Source organism: Pseudoalteromonas sp. A757 (genome assembly GCF_004103285.1).
In the GTDB taxonomy this organism is placed as follows: domain Bacteria; phylum Pseudomonadota; class Gammaproteobacteria; order Enterobacterales; family Alteromonadaceae; genus Pseudoalteromonas; species Pseudoalteromonas galatheae.
In genome coordinates this window covers 146,917-167,856 of the sequence record NZ_QNQN01000068.1, presented here as the reverse complement: position 1 = coordinate 167,856, position 20,940 = coordinate 146,917, and the positions used below count along the sequence as shown (strand labels likewise).

The following is a 20,940-nucleotide window of genomic DNA, read 5'->3' as shown; positions in this document are numbered from 1 at the left end:
GTCTCTCCGTAGTGCGAGCGTAGATTATTGTTTAATCAACATAACTATAGTTCAACAAAATTAAGATGAGATATTTTGTAACAAACATCATGATTGATTTAGTTTTTCTAGGCTGTAAGGATATGATGAATGTTCTCTAAAGTAGTTTTTCTGAAAGCGAATGGTAACGCAGTGTTATTACCTTCTTGGTGCTGATAATGGTATTGGCACCAAAAAATAAACAGATAAATGTATGAAAGGATTTATCAAACTAATATTGGTGCGCTTATCCCATTGAAGTCTTATGCAGTCGTATTTACGTGTCAAGGTATAGTGTACGACCTTTACTCAAAAGGTGACAATCGTTATGAAGTAAGGTTTGAACGTGAGCCTGATTTCGACCTTGAGCCTGTTGTTATCTATCCAGAACAGCACTACATTTTGGCTACAGTTTTAGATGCCATGATGGTGAGAGTGGAAACGCCTTATTCGGTCTTACAAAAGTCATCGATAAAAAAACAAAAGGGCGCCGACGGCGCCTTTAGAAATTAACCTGTAATGATCCTCAACATTCTACGAAGTGGCTCTGCAGCCCCCCATAAAAGTTGGTCACCAACGGTAAATGCACTGATATATTTTTCACCCATAGTGAGCTTTCTTATTCTGCCGACAGGAATACTCAGTGTGCCAGTAACATTAACCGGAGTTAGTTCTTTTGCAGTAATATCACGCTCATTTGGAATAACGCGCACCCATTCATTATGTGCTGCTAGAATTGCTTCTATTTCTTCGACGCTTCGATTTTCACGTAACTTGATGGTGAGCGCTTGTGAATGACAGCGCATGGCGCCAATTCTTACACACAATCCGTCGATAGGAATGGGTTGCTTTGATGAGCCAAGGATTTTGTTTGCTTCTACTTGTGCTTTCCACTCTTCTTTACTTTGACCAGATGGCATTGGAACGTCAATCCATGGAATTAAGCTGCCAGCCAAGGGCACACCAAATTGATCTTGTGGTAAAGATTCATCTTTGATTTTTTCTGCCACAAGCTTATCAATTTCTAAGATGGCCGAACTTGGGTCGTCTAGTTGTGCTTTAACAGAGTTGTGGATCTCACCCATTTGAGTGATGAGTTCACGCATATTTCTTGCGCCTGCACCTGATGCCGCTTGATAGGTCATTGGGCTCACCCACTCTATTAAGTCTTGCTCGAATAAACCACCAAGCGCAAGTAGCATAAGAGAAACCGTGCAGTTACCACCGACAAAGGTTTTTACGCCTTGTTCAAGACCTTGTTGAATGACATCGTTATTGACAGGATCAAGCACAATAATACTGTCTTTTTCCATTCTTAGTGCAGAGGCAGCATCTATCCAATAGCCTTCCCAGCCCTGTTCACGCAATGAAGGATATACAGATTTGGTATAATCTCCGCCTTGGCAGGAGATGATAATATCCATTTCGCTAAGCGATTGAATGTCGCTTGCGTCTTGAAGCGGCTTTGGCTCACCACCACCTTTAACAACGGGGCCAAGTTGACCTGCTTGTGAGGTAGTAAAGAAGTGTGGATCAATGACCTCAAAGTCATTTTCTTGCTGCATACGCTCCATTAGCACGGAGCCTACCATTCCACGCCAGCCGACGAGTCCTACTTTTTTCATGATATGTGCCTTAATTTTGGTTATACGGTTCATTGCGTGAGTCGTATGTCTAGATGGCTACCTTAGCAAAAGAATACGCGATGGACTAGCTAGAAGTTAGGATTTTAAAATAAAAAACCCCGCATGGCGGGGTTTGGATACAACATGTAAAGGTTGTCCTAATTTAACGCATTTGCGTCAACAAGAACTCGGTACGAAGCCAGCTATAGTTTTGTTTTTAAAGCGCTTAAATAATGTTACTGGTTAAATATGACAGATATATTAACAACCTAGTAACTTACTGAAGTATTTAGATATATTTTATATATAGACTAACTATACACAAAGTTACAGAACTTAGTCTATGAAATAACGAGTAACAAAGAAAAAAATTTAGAAAGATTGATAAAGATCAAAAAAGCCAAGGCATGCCTTGGCTTTGGTTAAAGCTTAGTTGCTCCTTAGAACTCGTAGCTGTAGCTCAGGCTAACTGAGGTGCCAACATCTTTTTGTCTTACTACCACGTCAGATTGAGTTACTTCTTGATCTTCATTTAGCAAGTTCTTGACTTTAAATTTAATTTTAGAGTTAAAGTCTGGATACCAAGTATATACTAGATCAAGCGAATGAAATGGCTGCTCATAAGCATCATCTCTACCACCAATCCCAGAAGCCAAAATACGCTCTCCAAAGACGTTATAGACTAGAGAACCGCTATGTTGACCATCAGCCGAGTCATAGTTTAATTGCATATTAACCACATACTCTGAGTGACCCGTCATACGCTTCGTTGGGTTGGTTAAGTTACCAGCACGAGCAGGATCTATCGATACTTCAGAATCACTCAGGGTGATGTTACCTGACGTAAAGAAGCCACTCGCAAGACCCGATAAGTCGTATAACCATTCGGCTTCAATACCGTATACTTCACCTTCCTCACCGTTTACGAAGGTTGCTGTATAGTCTTCATCACCAACGCGCAAGATAGTTTCTATTGGCGCGGTGATATCTTTATAGAATGCCGCAATTGAGAAGTTGTCGCCATTATCCATATAGTACTCAAAGCGCGCGTCATAGTTTTTCAGGTCGCTACTTTTAAGGCCAGCTACACCGAAGGTGCGGATATCGGTTAATGGATCATAGTAGGCAACCGGTACTAACTCACGTAAGTCAGGACGTACAGTGGTTTCACCATAACCAAAACGTACTTGATAGTTACCGTCTGAAAGATACGTTAGCGATAGTGCGTTAAAGAAGTTATCTTCGTTAACTGTACCGGCTAAAATACGCTCTTCATCGTAAATCGTTTCCATCGTTATGCGGTCGAAAATCAGACTCGATGTTGCAAGTGACACTTGTTTAAAGTCCTCGTAACGAATACCACCACTAATACGCCAGGTATTGTCGAAGAAGATATCAAACTCACCATAGCCCGCATCTATCTTTTGAGCGGCAATGTAATCATCTGCTGCTGGTGCCTGAGGTTCGTTGAAGGTCAACAAGAAAGTGTTGTTGTTCAAAAACTCATCGTCAAGATAACCCGATAATCCATAGATCTCAGACTCATCAAAGTTTACTGGGATGGATATACCACTTTTGTTGTTTACAACGAAGTTACTGGTATTGTAAACACGTGCTCTATCCATAAAGTCGTAACCACCTTTAAGAGTAATTTCTATGCCCTCGAAGGTTAACGGTAAGGTGACATTGCCGCTGTAAGACTTTACGTTGTCTTCCATGTCGGTAAAGGCGTACGTTATACGGTTATCATCACCGGTAACGATGGAGTTTTTATAAGAACCGTCTTCGTTATAGTTATCAATAAACTTAAAGTCGATTTCTGTTGGAATATCGGTTTGCGCTTTTGACTCTGTATACTGCCAGTCAAAGCCTACCCCCCAGTAATCGAGGAACGTGTGTTGACCAATCACTTGGTCGATATCCAACGTGCGTTCTTCGTAATCAAACTGATGTGAACGCTGTGCCGCGCCCGTTCCCGCAATTGTTCTAACGGTACTGCCGTTAGGGCTTTGTAACACGGAAAACTCTGATTCGGTTTCGTTATCTTCGAGATAAATCTTAGAATAAGTAATGCTATGCTGATCTAAGCGGTAACCGATATTGAATACACCATTTAGGCGTTCAGTTTCAGTCGTTACTTTAGATTCTTTAAGTGTTACATAACAAGAGTTTGCAGTATCTTCCGCAGTCTCAAGCTTAGACGTACAGTTTTCAGCTAATGTGTCGTCAATAACACCTGTTGTGCGGTCGCTATAATTCCAATCGTTGTCATAGGAACCCGCAAGCATAAAGCCTACCGTGCCGCCTAACCAATCTTCTTGGAAACTATTGCCAATGTTGGCTTTTACATCAAAGTTTGGATCTAGCGACTCTTCTTTGACTTGAATATCGCGAGGAAGTGATGACACAAAACCTTTGATCACGTCAATTGCTTGATCCGCACGTGTTAGCCCGTCTTTATCTTTGAAACCGTTTTTGTCTACAACTTCGCCGATGTCAAAGTTACCACGATATCTTACAACTGCATCTTGTAGTACTTGAGGTATACCTTCCGTAGTTCCGCTGTAGGTAAAGCCTTTATCAGAATTAAAGTTTTGGCCAATACCTACCTCAATACCTGCGGTGAACTCCGATGGTACTGACTTAGTGCGGATATCGATGTTACCACCACCGAATGCAGCAGGCATTGACGGAGAATAAGCTTTTTGTACCGCTAGACTTTCAATAATGCTTGCTGGAAAAATATCGAGTGGAATAACGTTTCGGGTTAAGTCCGGGCTCGGTACTGCGGCACCATTCAGGCGAGCACTTGAGTAACGCTCACCTAGGCCACGAACATAGATAAACTTGCCGTCAACTAACGTAAGACCGGTAACACGACGTAGCGCGGATGCTGCATCACTATCACCTGTTCTAGATAGCTGCTCTGCGCCTAAGATATCCGCAACGAATGCTTGGTTCTTACGTTCTTCAATTACCGCTGCAGCACTACCTTGTAAACGAGTACCTACCGCAACAACTTCTTCGATTGCTTGTTCTTCTTCTGCGACGCTTGGTAGAGAAGTTGCGACTGTGAGTGCCGTACTGATGGCTAAAGCAACTTTTTTAAATTTCATTTGAGTATCCATATACAATCCTGCCAAAAATCATAAAAAAGGCGCAATGACTGCGCCTTAATTGTAATAACTAAGGTCATTACGGATAATTAGTCAGCGTTTGAAGCCTCAATTGCTTTCTTAGCCCACTGATACCATTCAGAAGATGTATCTTTATCAGATACCGCACCTATGTAATCAACAGTCGTGAAGAAGTTGTCATTTAGGCTGCTTAGGTCGTTTGCTTCAACAGTGATAGCGGTAGAGCTTGAATTTGTTGAGAAGCCATCTGCTGCAATTACGTCAGCTGCACCGTTTAGAATTTGGTTAGAACCTGCGTTAACAAACCAGTCTTCTTTACCTTCACCTGCAGGTAATGGGTCAGAACCATTTTTAAAGTTTGCAGCACAAGCAAGTACAGAGCTTACATAGTTAAGCGTATCAGCTTCAGCGTTTGCAGCAGCCTTATCATCTTTAAACTCTAAACATTCAGTGCCATTCGCAGCTGATGATTTAACCACTAATGCGTTGTAGTACATACCACGGATTGCATCGTCAAACTTCATACCTTGTGATTCGTCATCATCACGAATTGAGTTACCATCAGTCGTTAACACAGTTACGTTTGCAAAGTTAAGCGTAGATGCCGGTGCTTGGCTGTAATCGGGGCCTGCTGCTTTTTCACCATCAGTTTCAAAACCGTTGTTACCCATGAAACCTTCTTCGCCAGCAGGGATTAATACCGCTTTGCCGTCGTCATCAGCATAAGTAACGTCGCGCTTAGTTTTAATTGTGCCGTGCTTAACCAGGATGAATTGACCTTTACCTTGCCAACCCGCATCTACGTCTACTGCATCATCTTGAGTGTCGGTTACGACGATGTTTTTGATGCTAGCCGCGCCGCCAAAGAATTCGATACCGTCATCAAAGCCTTGGTGAATGTGTAAGAACTCAAAGCTAGAGCCAGAACCTACAGCATTAAGCGTTAGCGAGTTTAAGTCGTCTCCAGGGCCGCCATCACGAGGACCAGAACCTGCATACCAAATGTGTGCATATTTGATTTGACCGCTGCTATCTGCGTTGTTTTTACCGCCATAGTAGCTGGTTACACCTTCAGAATCTGCATTACAAAGGTCGCCATCGCGCTCCGCATCGGTACACTCGTTTGTGATACCAAAACCGTTAACCATTATGCCACCCCAGTCCGCAAACTGTGGACCGATACCTGCTAGGTTAAATGCGTCATATTCTGCAGCCGAAGTGAAACGAATTGGCTCAGCGGCAGTACCAACTGCGTTGATCTTCGCTCCACGCGCGATACGAACCACTGACTCACCAGAAGTGAATGCCATTACAGCACCTGGCTCTACAGTTAGTGTTGGACCATTCGCCTCGATTGTACAACCTGTTGAAGTGTTACAATCTTTACCGATTAAAAGTGCACCCTTAAATACGTGAGCACCACCATTCTTAAGTTTTTTGAATGTAACATCAGCTTGAATTTCTAGTGATTTAGACGCGAAGTCAGTACCGTATACACAGTGTGGTGCTTGGAACGTACCTTGAACTTCAGTGCTTCCTACCGCTCGAGTTGTACAAGGGTTCTCTACAACTGGATCTGGAGTTTTATCGCCAGTGTTTGTCGTATTGTTTGAATTGTTAGTGCTGTTATCGTTTACAGTAGGTGTAACTTCGATGTCACCACCACAACCAGTAAGTGCCATAGCAGCGACGATTGCAGAGACTCTGAAGAGGTTTTTTAGTTCCATTGCTAACTCCAATAGTAGACTTTTAAAAAATTATTTTTTTACTGTGTTTAAATGATGTGACTAAATTAATGGTGTTTTATTACACCAAGATTACATAAAATGATTGTAATTAAATCTTCACAATAAAAAATTGAACTTTTAAAAATAAAAAAACCGCCCGAAGGCGGCTTTGGTGTTGCGATTATAAAATATTATAATAGAGCTTGTTTTAATGTTTCAGCATGAACTTTTTCTCGCTTCACATATTTAATCCATTGTTTAGCAAGGTTTGCCGATTTTTTGTGCTTTTCAGCTTGTTCGAATGCCAATATAGAAGCATCAAAGTTTTGCAGGTTAAACTGTGCCATTCCAAGTGCAACATAGGCGTTAGACTCAAACGTTAAATCGCCTTTATTGAGAGCAAGTCGGGCGTGATCTGCGGCTTCATCATACTTTTCAAGATTTAAGTAGATCTCTGCAAGTCTCTGATCTAAATTGCCATGTTCAACTTTTTCAGTTGCTGCTAGGAAGAAAGGTAGTGACTTTTTATCTTCTCTTGCTTGAACGAACGCTTCTGCGATAAAAGTTAGGTTTTTGGCGCTGTCTTCAACGACACCTGCTTTGATTCCGTTATCGAGTGCTTCCGCTGCTTTAAAAGGCAAGGCGTTCATTAAATAAACTTGAGCAAGCTGCATATAATCCGACTTTGATTTTATAAAGCCCCTTTGCTTCGCAGTTTCAAATGTTGCAAGCTGTTTTTTCTCGGCACCTATCTCACCGTACATACCACCAAGTTGGATCCAGTATTGTGGTTTGTCATAGAGGGTAACCATTTTCTCTAAAACATCCGCTACCTTTTCTGGCTGATTTAATGAATAATATATCGCACGCTGAAGAACTAGCCAGTTTTCTTTTGGTAGTTCACCGTCGGCTTCAACTAAATTAATTGCAGTATTTATATTTTTTATCGCGTCATTATATTTTTTTAGTTGATATTGTGCTTGCGCTTTTAAAATATAAAAGTTGCTTTTTGGGGCCTGCGTATTAACTTCTTTCCACTGTTCAAGGAATGATAATGTACTTTCAAAATCATTATTTGCCATGGCCAATTGAGCCAAACTAAATGTCGTAGAAAGACGCAGGGACTCAGGAATAGATTCTTCAGCAATAACTGCTTTGAAGGATTCGATGGCCTTGTCTAGCTTATTTTCGTTGTAATAAATAAAACCATAGAAGTTATACATCATGGCTATTTCATAACTGTTCATGCTTGATGAACGCTCTTTGACTGAATCAAGTGCTGCTAAGCCTTCAGTTACTTGACCATCGTCTGCGAGTTTTTGTGCGCGAGCTAGTTGGCTATACACTTTTTCGCGTAATGCAGGCACTCGCTTGGTTTTCGTTTCTGAGTCAGCATAAGCCGTTGCCAAATTAACATTTGGTAAGACTGAAATGAGACTTGGCATTATTAGCCCTGTGCTAAATAATGCACTTAATAAAGTAATTTTTTTAAACATTTTCATAATCGCAATCCTTAATGACAATTAGCCATTAATTTGAAATGAAATCTTATTCTGAACACCCGCCACTTCAACCGGTTCACCGTTTACTACGCGAGGTTTGTATTTAAATTTCAATGCCGCATCAAGCGCTGCTTGATCAAAAATTGATTCCGGTTCGGCACTTACTACAACAGGGTTTCTCACAGTGCCTTGCTTAGTTACAATGAACTCAACAATCACATAGCCCTCAATTCCGCGTGATAACGCACGTCTTGGATATACCGGCGCAACTTTAACGATTGGTAGATATTCACCATCACTGGACTCAAGTGCCAAACCACGCGCCAAATCTACGTCAGCGTCCACATTGGCACTGAAATCAAAGTTGCCGCCTGTTGCGTCAAGATTGTTGTTCTGTGTTTGTGGTGCATCCATTGGTGGAGGCGGCTCTTTTGGTGTCGGTGGTTTTTGTGGCTTACGCTCTTTTTTCTCCACCGTTTCCTCTTTTTTAAGACGGACGAAATCTAGTACTTGTCCTTTTACAGGATCTGTCATTGCTCCTTCCCCTCCTTGGATAAGCGCTTGCATACCCAAGAAAAGGAAAAAGGTAACTATGCCTGCAATTACTAAAGCAATTAAGTAACGCATGGTATGTTCCTATGACTCCTGTGCTGCAATTGAAACATCAAATGCGCCAGCTGCGCGTGATGCATCCATTACTTTAATTAGCGTGTCAGTAGTTGCCTTTTTATCAGCTTGAATAACCACGCTACCCTGTGGATTTTCCGCTTTAAGACGTTCAATGTTTGCTTGAACTGCACGGATGTCTACTTGGCGTTTGTTAATCCAAATTTCACCAGTATCTGAAATTGCAACCAAGATATTTGCTCTTTGCTTTTTCACTGCGGTGGCCGCTTCTGGGCGGTTAACATCAATACCCGCTTCTTTAACGAAAGAGGCCGTTACAATAAAGAAGATAAGCATGATAAATACAACGTCCAGCATTGGTGTCATGTTAATTTCTTCTGCTTCTTCTTCTTGGAATACTTTTGCAAGTGGTGCTCTCATAATTCTTTCCTCACACGACCGATTAGTGGTCTAGTAGCATTTTATCTTCTAACAACTCAACTTCACGCTTGGCTTTACGCTGCAGGTAGGTCGATGCAAATACACCCGAAAGCGCGCCAACCATACCTGCCATTGTTGGGATAGTTGCTTTTGATACCCCAGATGCCATCGAACGTGCACTGCCTGACCCTGTGATCGCCATGACATCAAATACTTCAATCATGCCGGTTACCGTACCTAGGAGCCCTAGTAAAGGACACAGTGCCACCATGACATTGATATAAGGCAAGTTGGCATTGAGTTTGATCCCCACACGAGAGATAGTCGCTTGTCTTATCTGCTCTGCGTTCCAACTGTTACGCTCATTTCGAGAGTTCCAAGCTTGTAAGACTTCGTTTTTGTAGCCTCTGTATTTACCGAACACAAACATGAAGCGCTCGAGAATAAGTAGCCACATGGCGAAGGTTACGAAGCCGATGACCAGGAGAACGTGGCCACCCGTATCAAGGAATTCACGTAAAGCGTTAATTGCATCAAGCAATAAAACCACGATTACGCTCCTTTCTCGCTACGCTCTGCAATGATCCCCGCGCTCTGCTCTTGAAGAATAAGGAGCAAGTTACGAGAACGTGTGTTTAGTAGTGTGTAAAGGAATACGGTTGGGATAGCGACAACCAGACCGAGTACGGTGGTTACAAGGGCCTGAGAAATACCACCAGCCATGAGTTTAGGGTCGCCCGTGCCAAATAAGGTGATTGCTTGGAAGGTGTTGATCATACCGGTCACTGTACCTAGTAGACCAAGTAGCGGTGCTACGACTGAAATAATTTTGATTAAAGTTAGGTTACGTGTGATCTTTGGCATCTCTCGAAGGATTGCTTCGCTTAACTTAAGTTCTAGCGTGTCATAAGCCACATCTGGATATTGCTCTTTCACTTTCATCACACGGCCTAATGGGTTGTCGTCACGCGCAACGCTATCTTTAAGCTGGCGATTAATTTTAGAGCCCATCAACATGAGCGATACAAAACGCTCGATTGCAATAAGTAGTGCCAGTAAACCAACACCTAGGATCACATAACCTACTGCGCCACCTTGGTGTACTTGTTCTTCGGTATTTGGTGCTTGTACTAGTAGACCGAGAATTGAACCGCCTGTTGGGTCAAGGGCAAAATCGACAGAACCTGTCTTCGCATTTTGTAATTCATCCGCTGTTGAGGTGAAACGAGACGCTGGCTGACGAGTCAGTTCAGAGAGAGTTTGTGTGTCGTTGTTGTAAGTCAGGTATTTACCATCAGCGATTAAGTTGAATGCACCGACGCGAAGCACTTCTTTATTTTGCTTGGCACCACCGGCTACGATAACTTCGGTATTAAAGCGCGACACTTTACCTTGCTCTGTCATTTCACGTTGCATCTCAAACCAGACTTTTTCAATGTCTTCGATTGATGCTAGACGTGATGTTGAGCCCATCTTTTTCGCAAGCTCAGTCATGTAATCATCACGACCTTTAATTTCAGCTGATACAACTGAAGTTGCGAACTTATTTGAACTATCGCCAGCTACCTGTTGAAGCACACCGAATAGCTCTTTTAATGTACCCATACGCTTGCTGAGAGTGTCACTTAGGTTTGCCAGTTTAATTTCGTTTTCTTCGAAATTGGTTTCTAGACGCTCTGATTTTGCCAACGCTTGGTTACGTTCACCCGTTAACGCATTCAACATTTGGATTTGGTTGTTTTGCTGCGCTTTGAACTCGGCTTCACGTTGTTTGTTTTGCGCTGTTTGTGCCGTTTGACCTTGCTCTAAGGTTTTAAGTAGTGAATCTAAATCTAATGCTTGTTCAGCATGCACAGATGCGGTTAACGCAAGGGTTGTTGCGAAAATAGCGTGTTTAGTGAATTTTTGTACGAATTTCATAGTGGTGTCACCTATTACTCTGCAGCCTGAACTGGAAGCGTTAACATGTCTGGTGCTAACTGCTTACGTGCGATGCGAATGCCTTTATTGATTTGGCTGATGTTGGTATCTGGTAATACGTCAAAAGCGTTACTGTCTTTGTTCCAAAAACCAGCTTGGCTGCCATCTTTTGTGACATAAAGCAGCTCAAGGCGACCAATGCGTAGGAAGTCTACTTCGCGTTCTTGCCCATTCACGTCAAGTAATGAGGTATAAGCTTCGATAGTACGGCCGTAGTCAACTTCAACTTGGTAAGCTTCAAGTACGCGGCGGAACTTTTCGCTTGATGAGATATCAGCACGATCCATCAAGTTAGTTAACTGAGTAATACGCTCAGCACGCTCTTTAGGAAGGAATGGCACATCTAATTCAACGAACTGCTTCAGACCAGTGATCATGCGCATCATGAGAGGTGTGATTTGACGCTCGATCACCGAAACTTGATCCATAGAGGTGTTAATTGCCGTCATTTCTTCAAGTTGGTTTTTGATTTGTTTTTCTAATTGAGCGTTGTAAACCGATAAGCCATCGATTTCTTTATTCAATGTCTTGAACTTTTGCAAACGAGACTGCATATCGTCTGCAATACCATCGATTTTCCCTTGAGATTTTAATGCAGATTCATTGATAGCTGCACTTTTGTCCATCGCTTGATTTAATTCTGTTGCTCCGGCAGAGGCCGTTGCTAGCATACCTGCTATAAGCAAGTGGTTAACGCACTTCATCGCATACACCTTATAAATTATTGCTAGTTGCTTAAAAACTGGGTGCAGTCTAATTACGAAAAATGACAACCATGTTGCGCAACTGATACATAAATATGACAGCTGTCATTTAAATTACATTTATTAATTAACTTACTGGTTTTAATGGGATTTTGTTGGTTAATGAGATGTTGCGGGTTTTTTGTGTCATAAAAGGATCACAAAAAAGCCGCTTTTGTTAAGCGGCTTTTAAGTATTGTTGGATTGGCATTATACTCTAAACTTGAGCACCATTTGTTCTAATTCGTCGAACTGTAGTTTCAATGACTTACACTCTTCAAGGGTTGCGGTTAGGTTATTGCTGCCTTGCAGACTTAGGTCACTAATATGGTGAATGTCGCTATCAAGTGATTGAATAACTGCGTTTTGTTCATTTGTTGCACTCGCCACTGCGTGGTTTACACCATCTATGGCATCAATCGAATTGCTCACTTCTTGCATTTTTGTACCTGACGTATTGGCTCTATCTGCGCTTCTTGCTGAGTCTTCTAAGCTTGCTTTCATTACGGCCACAGCTGAAGCCGAGCCTTGCTGCAGCTGTGCAATCGTGCTTTCGATTTCTTGCGTTGATTCTTGTGTGCGCTGCGCCAATTGCCTTACTTCATCGGCAACGACAGCGAATCCGCGACCAGCCTCACCTGCCCTAGCTGCTTCAATGGCTGCATTTAATGCCAGTAGGTTGGTTTGCTCACTAACTCCTTTAATCACTTCAAGTACTTGCCCTATGCTACCTGAGAGTTTATCTAACCCGTCCAGCGTGTCTTGTGCTTGAGACATTTTTTGTGTCAGTGAAGCGATTTCTTCGATATTTTGAGTGAGTGAATGTTGGCTTTCAACAGAAAGCTTGTTGGCGTTACTGGCAAGTTCTGAAGCATGGGTTGCATTGTTTGAGATCTCTTGTGCACTTGAAGAAAGCTCGTTGATGGCTGTCGCGACACTATCGGTGCGCTTGGACTGATCGGTATACATAGATAAGGTATCTTGCGTTTGTGCAACCAAGCTATTCACTGCGTTTTCAAGCGTCACTGTGGTATTTTTTACCTGCGTAATTGAGGCATGAATTTTATCGATAAACTGGTTGAAATAATCGGATAACTCGCCAAATTCATCTTGGTTCTCTACGACTAATCTACGAGTAAGGTCACCTTCACCTTGGGCGATGTCTTTGATGGCTGCGTTGAGATTGTACATCGGGCGCATCAGATACTTGAGTAATAGTTGTAGCATCACCACAATCGCAATCACTCCAAGTAGCATATAGATAGCAGCCATATTTCTAAAAGAAGATACGGACGAATAGGCAATTTCTTTATTAATGACAACGCCAAGATACCAGTCGACATTTTTAATGCCTTTCATTTTTACAAATGAAACGAGCTTTTCTGTGCCATCAATTTCAAGCTCCGTGAAATCCCGGTTTAATGACAGGCGTTTACCAAACAGCTCTGACATCGGCTTGTCATTCAGTTTAGTATCTGGATGACTGAGTATTTTACCGCTTTCATCAAGTAAAAAACCGTAACCAAACCCTAAAAAGTCAATTTCGTTGATAATTTCTGTGATGGTTGACATGTCTATGTCGCCCCCAGCCACACCGGCGAAACGGCCTCCTTGTTTTACCGGTACAACGGCAGAAATAGTGAATTCGTTGGTGGTAACGTCGATATAAGGTGCGGTAAATGCGGTATCTTGTTTTTGCTCAGCGAGTTTATACCAAGGGCGGCTAGTAGCATCAAAATCAGCAGGAAGTTGGATACTTGGATCGTCCAACACAAATGTACCATCTGGCGTGCCAATAAAAACGTTTTTGAAATCCCCCGCAGTGTCTGCGGTTTTTAATCGTCTTCGTATCTGTTCAGTAGAATCATCAGCTCTATGTCCTTCAGCAATTGACACCACGATTTCAAGTCTGTCATTGAGCCAATTGGCGATATTTTGTGATACCGAATTGGAAATCTCTTGCAAAACCAAGGTAAGCCGAGCTTGAGTTTGGTCTCGCATAACGAGAAAGTTGTTTACGGTAAATAAGCCGAGCACAATCACTAATACAAGGGAGGCTGCTACGGTTACTTTGGTGGTGAACTTTAGCGCTTTAAACATCATGATCCTGTTGAACTTGTTCTTTTCTTCAGCCAAACAATAAACTTGTTGGCCGATTGTTATTAATAGATTTAGGAACTGGATTCCTTTGTAACTATTTTTATCAAAAACTCAAAGGTTTGTCTTTGATTATCGGCAGGAAATGAGAGAGGTTTAGAGTGAATGTTAAATAAAGGTGAGACTAAGCTCACCTTGCGTTAAAGTAACGACGCTTGATAATGTCGCCAAGCAGTATCTAATTTAACACCTGCTGATTGCTCGAAGTATTGCCAATTCCACTTTATATCATCATGTGGGTCTAGCTGGGCATTGATTTCCTGAAGCAGGTCCCGTTTACTTTGTTTTGATAACCAATTAATAAAGAAAGCAGTATTCTTATAGCCATCTTTATAGGTGCCTCCAGGCCTTTGGGTGTCATCTGCAATATACCCCGCTTTTAGCCTGACAACATCTGCTATTCCCTCAATAATTGGCCCTATTTCCTTGTAGTTATGATCATCTAGCTGATAAGCATGGGCAATTTCATGATAGAGAATACCGATGAGTTCATCGACGGATTCTGTTTCGCTGTGCGATTTAGAAAAGTTTTCCATGTAATTCGCACTAATATGGATAGTTGCACCGTTAAAATCGCCCTCTTTATATGCAACTCCTTTTAGGTCTTCAAAGACAATATGAAGTGTAGGTAGTTTAGGCGCGCTTTCCATCTCCTTATACAGCAATCTAGCCACGTTATAACTTATTTGCTCTATTACTTTATTATCAATTTCTTGCCATGCGAAATGGTTAATTTTAGTTGTTTTACTGAGCGAGACGGCAGGCAGGGGAAATTGACGCCATGCTAAATCTGACTGAAACGCGATCGGTTTTAATCGCGCTGCGGCACTATCGGCGTCATTTGCAAGTGCGGACGGCACACTTGCAAAGTTGGTGATAGCCGCAAGAAATATTCCTGCTTTAACCATTATTTATACTCCGACAATGAAGGCGGTCTCTGCGTCTTGGATTGACCCCATGCCTTATTAGGCTTGTTAGACATTTGATACTCCAATGTACCGCCACTCATGATATCGTTATGTGTGATATAACTGCGATTAAGTGGTTTACCATTTAATTTAATGGATTTTATGTATTTATTCTCGTTACTGAAATCTTTCGCAACGGTTCTAAACGCTTTACCGTTTGCAAGTTTCAACGTAACTTCAGGCACCTGAGGCGCACCAATCGCGTAGCTTAGGTCGCCTGGCGCAACAGGATAAAAGCCCATCGCTGAGAATATATACCACGCAGACATCTGACCTACATCGTCATTGCCTGCAAGGCCATCCGGTTTGTCTGAGCTTAAGGTATCCATGATCTGACGAATGCGCTCTTGGGTTCTCCACGGCTTACCCGCGTAGTTATATAGATAGGCAATATGATGGCTTGGTTCATTACCATGGGCATAGTTACCAATCAGACCTGCAATATCTTCGTGCTCTTTGATCATCTCTTCAGAAAGGTGGGTATCAAACAGTGCATCTAGACGCGCTTCAAATGCATCATCACCACCCATTAATTCAATCAGGCCGGCAACATCGTGCGGTACATAGAAGCTATATTGCTTAGCGTTACCTTCCGTATAAGGGCCCATGTATTTTGCTTCAAACGGGTCAAATTCCGGATCCCAGTTTCCTTTTGAATCTAACCCTTGCATGTAACCGGTTTCTTTATTGAACACATTTTTATAGCTCATTGCACGGCGATAATAGTCTTTCGCTTTGCTGGTATTGCCCATCGCTTCGTACATTCTTGCAATGGCAAAATCATCGTAAGCATATTCAAGTGTGATAGAAATAGACTCAGGAAGTACGTCCATTGGTACATAGCCAAATTTCTTGTATTCTGGAATGGCGTCATACACTGGGTTATTAGCCGTGTTTTCAATTGCTTCTACTGCTAAATCAATATCGTAATCTCTGATCCCTTTTAGGTATGCATCAGCAATGACTGAAACCGCATGATAACCAATCATGGTCCATGTCTCGTGGGCATGGAACGACCAAATAGGTAACATTTTTTCATAGCTTTGCTGATAATGTACCAGCATAGATTGGATCATGCCGGATACGCGGTCTGGGTCGATATAAGTGAGCAATGGATGTAATGCACGATAGGTATCCCACAACGAGAATAAAGTATAGTGCTCGAAACCTTTGCCGTCATGAATTTCACCGTCAACGCCTCGATACTGTCCATTTACATCTTGGTAGATATTAGGCGCTTGTAGCGCATGGTAAAGCGCAGTGTAGAACTGACGTTTTTGCGCTTTGGTGCCTTCCACGTCGACTTTATCTAAATAATTTGCCCACTGAGATTTCGCATTAGCGCGAACGGTATCAAAATCCCAATTTGGTACTTCAGTTTGAAGATTCTCTAATGCATTTTTGCGGCTAACTGCGGAAAGTCCAACCTTAACTAATAGCGGCGTTTCGTCTAGATCATCAAAGCTTGCAACAAACTTAACTGCTTTACCTGCTGTCATTTTTACTGCGGTATTCTCAATCGTAGAGTGTTTGCTGTCTTTTCCTAAGCAATTCATACAACGATAACGATTATTGTCTAGATTATAAAACTGATAGTCAGTGATAGGTTTTGAAAACTCGATGGCAAAATACATTTGGCGGTTACGCGCCCAGCCATTAGTTGCACGGTAAGCAACCAATGTGGTGTCATTTATTTTGCGTATGTCGCTCCAAATCACTTTGTTCTCAAAGTTGTAGATAGCTGAGGTCAAATCAAGCAATACATGACCTTGTTTTGCTTTGTTGAAGCTGTATTTATGCATACCCACTCGAGTGGTTGCGGTGACTTCAGCCTTCACATCATAGTCGAGTAACTCAACGCCGTAATAGCCAGGTTCTGACCACTCTTGGTCATGAGAAAAGCGCGAGCGATACCCTATGTCTGGATTTTCAGCGGTACCAGCATCGAGTTTTACTTCGCCAGTCATTGGCATGATCAGCAAGTCGCCAAGATCTGAGTGACCAGTACCAGAGAAATGCGTGTGGGAGAAACCAACAATAGTATGGTCATCGTAGTGGTAACCGGCGCAGCGCTTGTAGATTTCTGGTTGAGGGGAAACGCCGCGCATAGGGTTATCTGTATCTGGGCTTAATTGCACCATACCAAATGGGACGACCGCGCCTGGGAAGGTGTGGCCATCACCGCCAGTACCAATGAAGGTATCGACCCACTGTGTATTTGACTCAGTGGCGTGAACTGTTGCGCTTAACAACACACTTTGTGTGATTGCCAACGCCCAAGTTTTAGCTCGCATTACTCTCTCCTAGTTTTTGTTTTGAATTGGAGCGTTCCAATTTTATTTTATAATACCCTTTATGAATACGTATTCAATACTATGCGACGAAAAAATTATGCAATAAAAAAGGCGAGCTATGCTCGCCTTGTAAACTTTCGTTAACTTAATTCAGTTTTGCTTGCCACTTTTGCGCCAGCTTAACCACGTTTAACCCATACCATGCGATGTAAACATAACAAAGCAATGGCACAATAAAGCTGATCTGAATATGGAATTTATCTGCAACCACGCCTTGAACGAGCGGCACTATAGCACCACCGACAATAGCTAAACACAGCCAGCCTGAACCTTTACTGGTTAATGAACTCAAGCCTTCAATTGCCATTGAGAAGATTGTCGGGAACATGATTGAGTTAAACAAGCCAATCGCGAGCACGGCAATCATCGCTATGTTGCCACTTGTGCTTATGGTCAATGCCAGTAATAAAATAATCACAACTGAGTTGAAAGCCACTGCTTTTGAAGGTGCAATAGTCTTTAAGGCTGCTGAGCCGATAAAGCGCCCTACCATAGCACCACCCCAGTAGTAACCGATAAGCTTAGCTGCGGCATGCTCTTCAAGTCCTGCTATTTCAGGCTCTGCAAAGTAATTTACAAGGAAACTGCCAATCGCAACTTCTGCACCTACGTAACAGAAAATGGCTACCACACCCATTACTAGGTGAGGAGCCTCAACTAGGTTATGGTGTTTCGCTTTACAATCAACAGCTTCAGTATGCTCAGCAATGACGGGCAACTTTAAAAACGCGAATACTACAGCGATTGTAAGTAGCGCAGCAGCCAAAATAAGATAAGGTACCTTTACACCCTCTGCGCTTGCCGCAGCTTCCACGGTTAGCGTACCGGCTGAGCCAAACAATAAAAAACCACCCACGATAGGGCCAATAGTGGTACCCAGTGAATTAAGCGCTTGCGCAAGGTTTAAACGACTTGATGCGGTGCGAGGATGGCCGAGTGCTGCAACATAAGGATTCGCTGATACTTGCAAAACAGTGATGCCAGATGCAAGCACAAAAAGGGCTGAGAGAAAGATCCAATATTCGTGAACAACAACAGCAGGGTAAAACATGATGCAGCCAATCGATGCCACGATTAAGCCAGTTAGTACCCCATTTTTATAGCCAAAACGTTTAACTAAATATCCAGCAGGTAAAGAAATAATAAAGTAGGCACTAAAAAAGCAAAACTGGATCAGCATGGCTTCTGTGTAATTAAGGTCAAATACGCCTTTTAGACGTGGGATGAGGACATCGTTTAAAACGGTGATAAATCCCCAAAGGAAAAAAAGCGTTGTCATTGCAATAAGCGGAAGTCGATAATTATTATTCTCGGTATTCCCGCTTGTGACGAAGGTTTGATTTGTATTTATTTCGCTCACAAGTGATACTCCAATCTGTTTTCACCTTGATTCTACACACTGTTACACGAAAATCACAAATGTTTTATTGGATCGTTCCATGTTTTATCTGCTAAAGTAACGAAAATGTTCAGCAGTAGGTTAAAAGTTAGATGAATTTTAGAACAACGCAATTTTTAGAAGCACACATTAAAAAGACGCTCAGCTTTTACGCACCAAATTGCGTGGATGAACGTGGTGGCTTTAATCACTTCTTCAAGGATAATGGCGAGGTTTATGATGCGAACACGCGTCACTTAGTATCAAGTACACGCTTTGTCTTTAACTATGCTATGGCTTACGATTATTTTAAAGAGCCAGCTGACTTAGACAAGGTTAGGCATGGTATCGATTATTTAGAAACCGTTCATAGGCAAGAAAATGGCGGCTATGCGTGGTTACTTGAAAATGGAAATGTTGTAGATGGCACCAACCATTGTTATGGCCTCGCCTTTGTTTTATTAGCTCATGCTAGTGCGTTGAAGGTGGGCTTATCAGAAAGTAAGTCTGTAATTGAGCGAGTATGGCAGCTATTAGAAGAGAAATACTTTGAGCCAGAGTTTGGGCTTTATAAAGACGAATTCGATGCAGATTTTAACCAGGCAGATAAGTACCGTGGGCAAAATGCCAATATGCATACCTGTGAAGCGCTAATAGCTTGCTTTGAAGCAACACAGGATGAAAAGTTTTTACAGCGTGCATATAAGCTTGCCGACAATATGGTTAATCGTCAAGCTGCTAAGGCTGAAGGGCTGATTTGGGAGCACTATGATAGTCAATGGCAAGTCGACCTTGAGTATAATAAAGACGATCCCAAACACTTATTCAGACCTTGGGGATTTCAGCCCGGTCATCAAACTGAGTGGTCAAAATTATTATTGTTGATTAACCGCTACATGCCAAAGCCATGGCTTGTGGAAAAAGCCGTTCACTTGTTTGATGAGTCATTAAAAGCAGCTTGGGATAGTGAATTTGGCGGAATTTGCTATGGTTTTGCACCGGATAAGTCGATTTGTGACGATGACAAATACTTTTGGGTTCAAGCTGAGTCTTTCGCTGCTGCGGCGCTACTAGCACTTGAAACCGGTGATGAAAGTTACTGGCAGTGGTACGACAGAATTTGGCAATATGCTTGGGATAACTTCGTCGACCATGAATACGGTGCTTGGTATCGTATTTTGAATAATAAAAATGAAAAGTATAGCGATGAAAAAAGCCCGGCGGGCAAGACCGATTATCACACTATGGGCGCGTGTTACGAAGTACTACGTTCAATGAAGTTAAAAGGCGAATAATATGGCACTTGTTTGTTTTGGTGAGGCGTTGATTGATTTTTTATCGGATGGAAAAACACCAGAATCTTTTACTAAATTTGCAGGCGGGGCGCCTGCAAACGTGGCGGTTGCTGCGGCAAAGCAAGGCGTTAATGCGTATTTTTGCGGCATGTTAGGCAATGATATGTTCGGCCAGTTTTTAGCTGAGGAGCTACAGGCCAATGGCGTAAATACTCGTTACCTTGAGTATACAGATAAAGCTAAAACGGCATTAGCATTTGTCTCTCTTGATGAGCAAGGTGAAAGAAGCTTTAGTTTTTATCGACCACCAGCGGCGGATTTGTTGTTCAGGCAAACACATTTTTCTGATGATATGTTTACAGCGCATTCTGTATTACATATATGCAGTAACAGTCTTACTGAAGAAAATATTTATAAAACTACGGTTTATGCGCTTGAGCGCGCGCGCGCAAATAACATGCTTGTTAGTTTTGATATGAACCTCAGGTTGAACCTGTGGAGTTCGACTGCGCATATTCTTGATAGAGTTTGGCATTGTATCGCGCTAAGTGATGTTATTAAACTTTCTCGCGAAGAATTGGAATATCTGAACGCAAATAGCCATGCAGGTAAAACAGAAGCGCAAACCATAGCCGCAATTATGGATAAGCAAACTCAATTGTTACTAATAACCGACGGTGCAAACCCTGTTGAGGTTTATCTGCCAAATGTTAGTGCTAAAGTCACTGTGCCAAATGTTGTCGCAGTGGATACCACGGCAGCGGGAGATGCGTTTGTCGGAGGGTTACTTGCTGAAATCATTCGAAAGTTTAAACCTACCCGAGATGCTGAGTTTGCCATCTCACTGGATGAGGCGAAAGATTTAGTCACGTATGCTGCGAAATGTGGAGCGTTTGCCGTTCAACGCTTTGGAGCATTTGCCGCTTTGCCGTCTAAAGGCGATATTGGCGAATAGAATACTTTTTCTAGGATAGATGCACGCTCTCTCGCAAGGCATTTATCCTAGGAC

General features: G+C 42.3%; 16 protein-coding genes. 3 read left to right on the top strand and 13 right to left on the bottom strand.

Annotated features, from left to right (window positions below):
• The first annotated feature begins 228 nt into the window (after positions 1-228).
• On the top strand, positions 229-531 hold the full coding sequence (locus tag DRB05_RS11630; protein WP_240036239.1) for a hypothetical protein: 303 nt from the start codon (positions 229-231) through the stop codon (positions 529-531).
• Here the strand turns inward: DRB05_RS11630 and asd are convergent.
• The 13 genes from asd to DRB05_RS11565 all read right to left on the bottom strand — a co-directional run bounded on the left by asd (position 528) and on the right by DRB05_RS11565 (position 18,618).
• The gene (asd, locus tag DRB05_RS11625; protein ID WP_128727091.1) at positions 528-1,643 is read right to left on the bottom strand and encodes an aspartate-semialdehyde dehydrogenase; all 1,116 of its coding nucleotides are present in this window, start codon (positions 1,641-1,643) and stop codon (positions 528-530) included. The two genes, DRB05_RS11630 and asd, sit on opposite strands and share 4 nt — an antisense overlap.
• A 440-nt stretch (positions 1,644-2,083) precedes the next feature.
• Positions 2,084-4,771, bottom strand: coding sequence for a TonB-dependent receptor (locus DRB05_RS11620; RefSeq protein WP_128727090.1), 2,688 nt, complete (start codon positions 4,769-4,771; stop codon positions 2,084-2,086).
• 77 nt (positions 4,772-4,848) lie between these two features.
• The gene (locus DRB05_RS11615) at positions 4,849-6,507 is read right to left on the bottom strand and encodes a hypothetical protein (protein ID WP_128727089.1); all 1,659 of its coding nucleotides are present in this window, start codon (positions 6,505-6,507) and stop codon (positions 4,849-4,851) included.
• A gap of 191 nt (positions 6,508-6,698) precedes the next feature.
• Entirely contained in the window at positions 6,699-8,009 is a 1,311-nt protein-coding gene (locus tag DRB05_RS11610; protein WP_128727088.1) for a CDC27 family protein, read from the bottom strand.
• A gap of 21 nt (positions 8,010-8,030) precedes the next feature.
• Positions 8,031-8,636: an energy transducer TonB gene (locus tag DRB05_RS11605; protein WP_128727087.1), complete on the bottom strand. Its 606-nt coding sequence runs from the start codon at positions 8,634-8,636 to the stop codon at positions 8,031-8,033.
• Between the two features lie 9 nt (positions 8,637-8,645).
• Positions 8,646-9,056: a biopolymer transporter ExbD gene (locus tag DRB05_RS11600; RefSeq protein WP_010378708.1), complete on the bottom strand. Its 411-nt coding sequence runs from the start codon at positions 9,054-9,056 to the stop codon at positions 8,646-8,648.
• 22 nt (positions 9,057-9,078) lie between these two features.
• Positions 9,079-9,606 carry a MotA/TolQ/ExbB proton channel family protein gene (locus DRB05_RS11595; RefSeq protein ID WP_128727086.1) on the bottom strand — a complete coding sequence of 176 codons (528 nt, stop codon included), beginning with the start codon at positions 9,604-9,606 and terminating at the stop codon, positions 9,079-9,081.
• A 2-nt stretch (positions 9,607-9,608) separates the two neighbouring features.
• Positions 9,609-10,976 (bottom strand): MotA/TolQ/ExbB proton channel family protein, encoded by a 1,368-nt coding sequence (locus DRB05_RS11590; RefSeq protein WP_128727085.1) that lies wholly within the window; start codon positions 10,974-10,976, stop codon positions 9,609-9,611.
• 14 nt (positions 10,977-10,990) lie between these two features.
• A complete protein-coding gene (locus DRB05_RS11585) occupies positions 10,991-11,740 on the bottom strand; it encodes a DUF3450 domain-containing protein (RefSeq protein WP_128727084.1) in 750 nt (249 codons plus the stop codon).
• Between the two features lie 249 nt (positions 11,741-11,989).
• Positions 11,990-13,879 carry a methyl-accepting chemotaxis protein gene (locus tag DRB05_RS11580; RefSeq protein WP_128727140.1) on the bottom strand — a complete coding sequence of 630 codons (1,890 nt, stop codon included), beginning with the start codon at positions 13,877-13,879 and terminating at the stop codon, positions 11,990-11,992.
• Positions 13,880-14,076: 197 nt separating this feature from the next.
• Entirely contained in the window at positions 14,077-14,844 is a 768-nt protein-coding gene (locus tag DRB05_RS11575; protein ID WP_128727083.1) for a basic secretory protein-like protein, read from the bottom strand.
• Complete coding sequence (locus DRB05_RS11570; protein WP_128727082.1) at positions 14,844-17,198, bottom strand: GH92 family glycosyl hydrolase; 2,355 nt, start codon at positions 17,196-17,198, stop codon at positions 14,844-14,846. Before DRB05_RS11570 ends, DRB05_RS11575 begins: the two co-directional genes overlap by 1 nt.
• A gap of 145 nt (positions 17,199-17,343) precedes the next feature.
• Positions 17,344-18,618 carry a sugar MFS transporter gene (locus tag DRB05_RS11565; protein ID WP_128727081.1) on the bottom strand — a complete coding sequence of 425 codons (1,275 nt, stop codon included), beginning with the start codon at positions 18,616-18,618 and terminating at the stop codon, positions 17,344-17,346.
• 131 nt (positions 18,619-18,749) lie between these two features.
• Between DRB05_RS11565 and DRB05_RS11560 the strand changes: the two genes are divergently transcribed.
• Both DRB05_RS11560 and DRB05_RS11555 read left to right on the top strand, forming a co-directional pair.
• Complete coding sequence (locus tag DRB05_RS11560) at positions 18,750-19,931, top strand: AGE family epimerase/isomerase (RefSeq protein WP_128727080.1); 1,182 nt, start codon at positions 18,750-18,752, stop codon at positions 19,929-19,931.
• A gap of 1 nt (position 19,932) precedes the next feature.
• Entirely contained in the window at positions 19,933-20,886 is a 954-nt protein-coding gene (locus tag DRB05_RS11555) for a carbohydrate kinase (protein ID WP_128727079.1), read from the top strand.
• Positions 20,887-20,940: the final 54 nt, after the last annotated feature.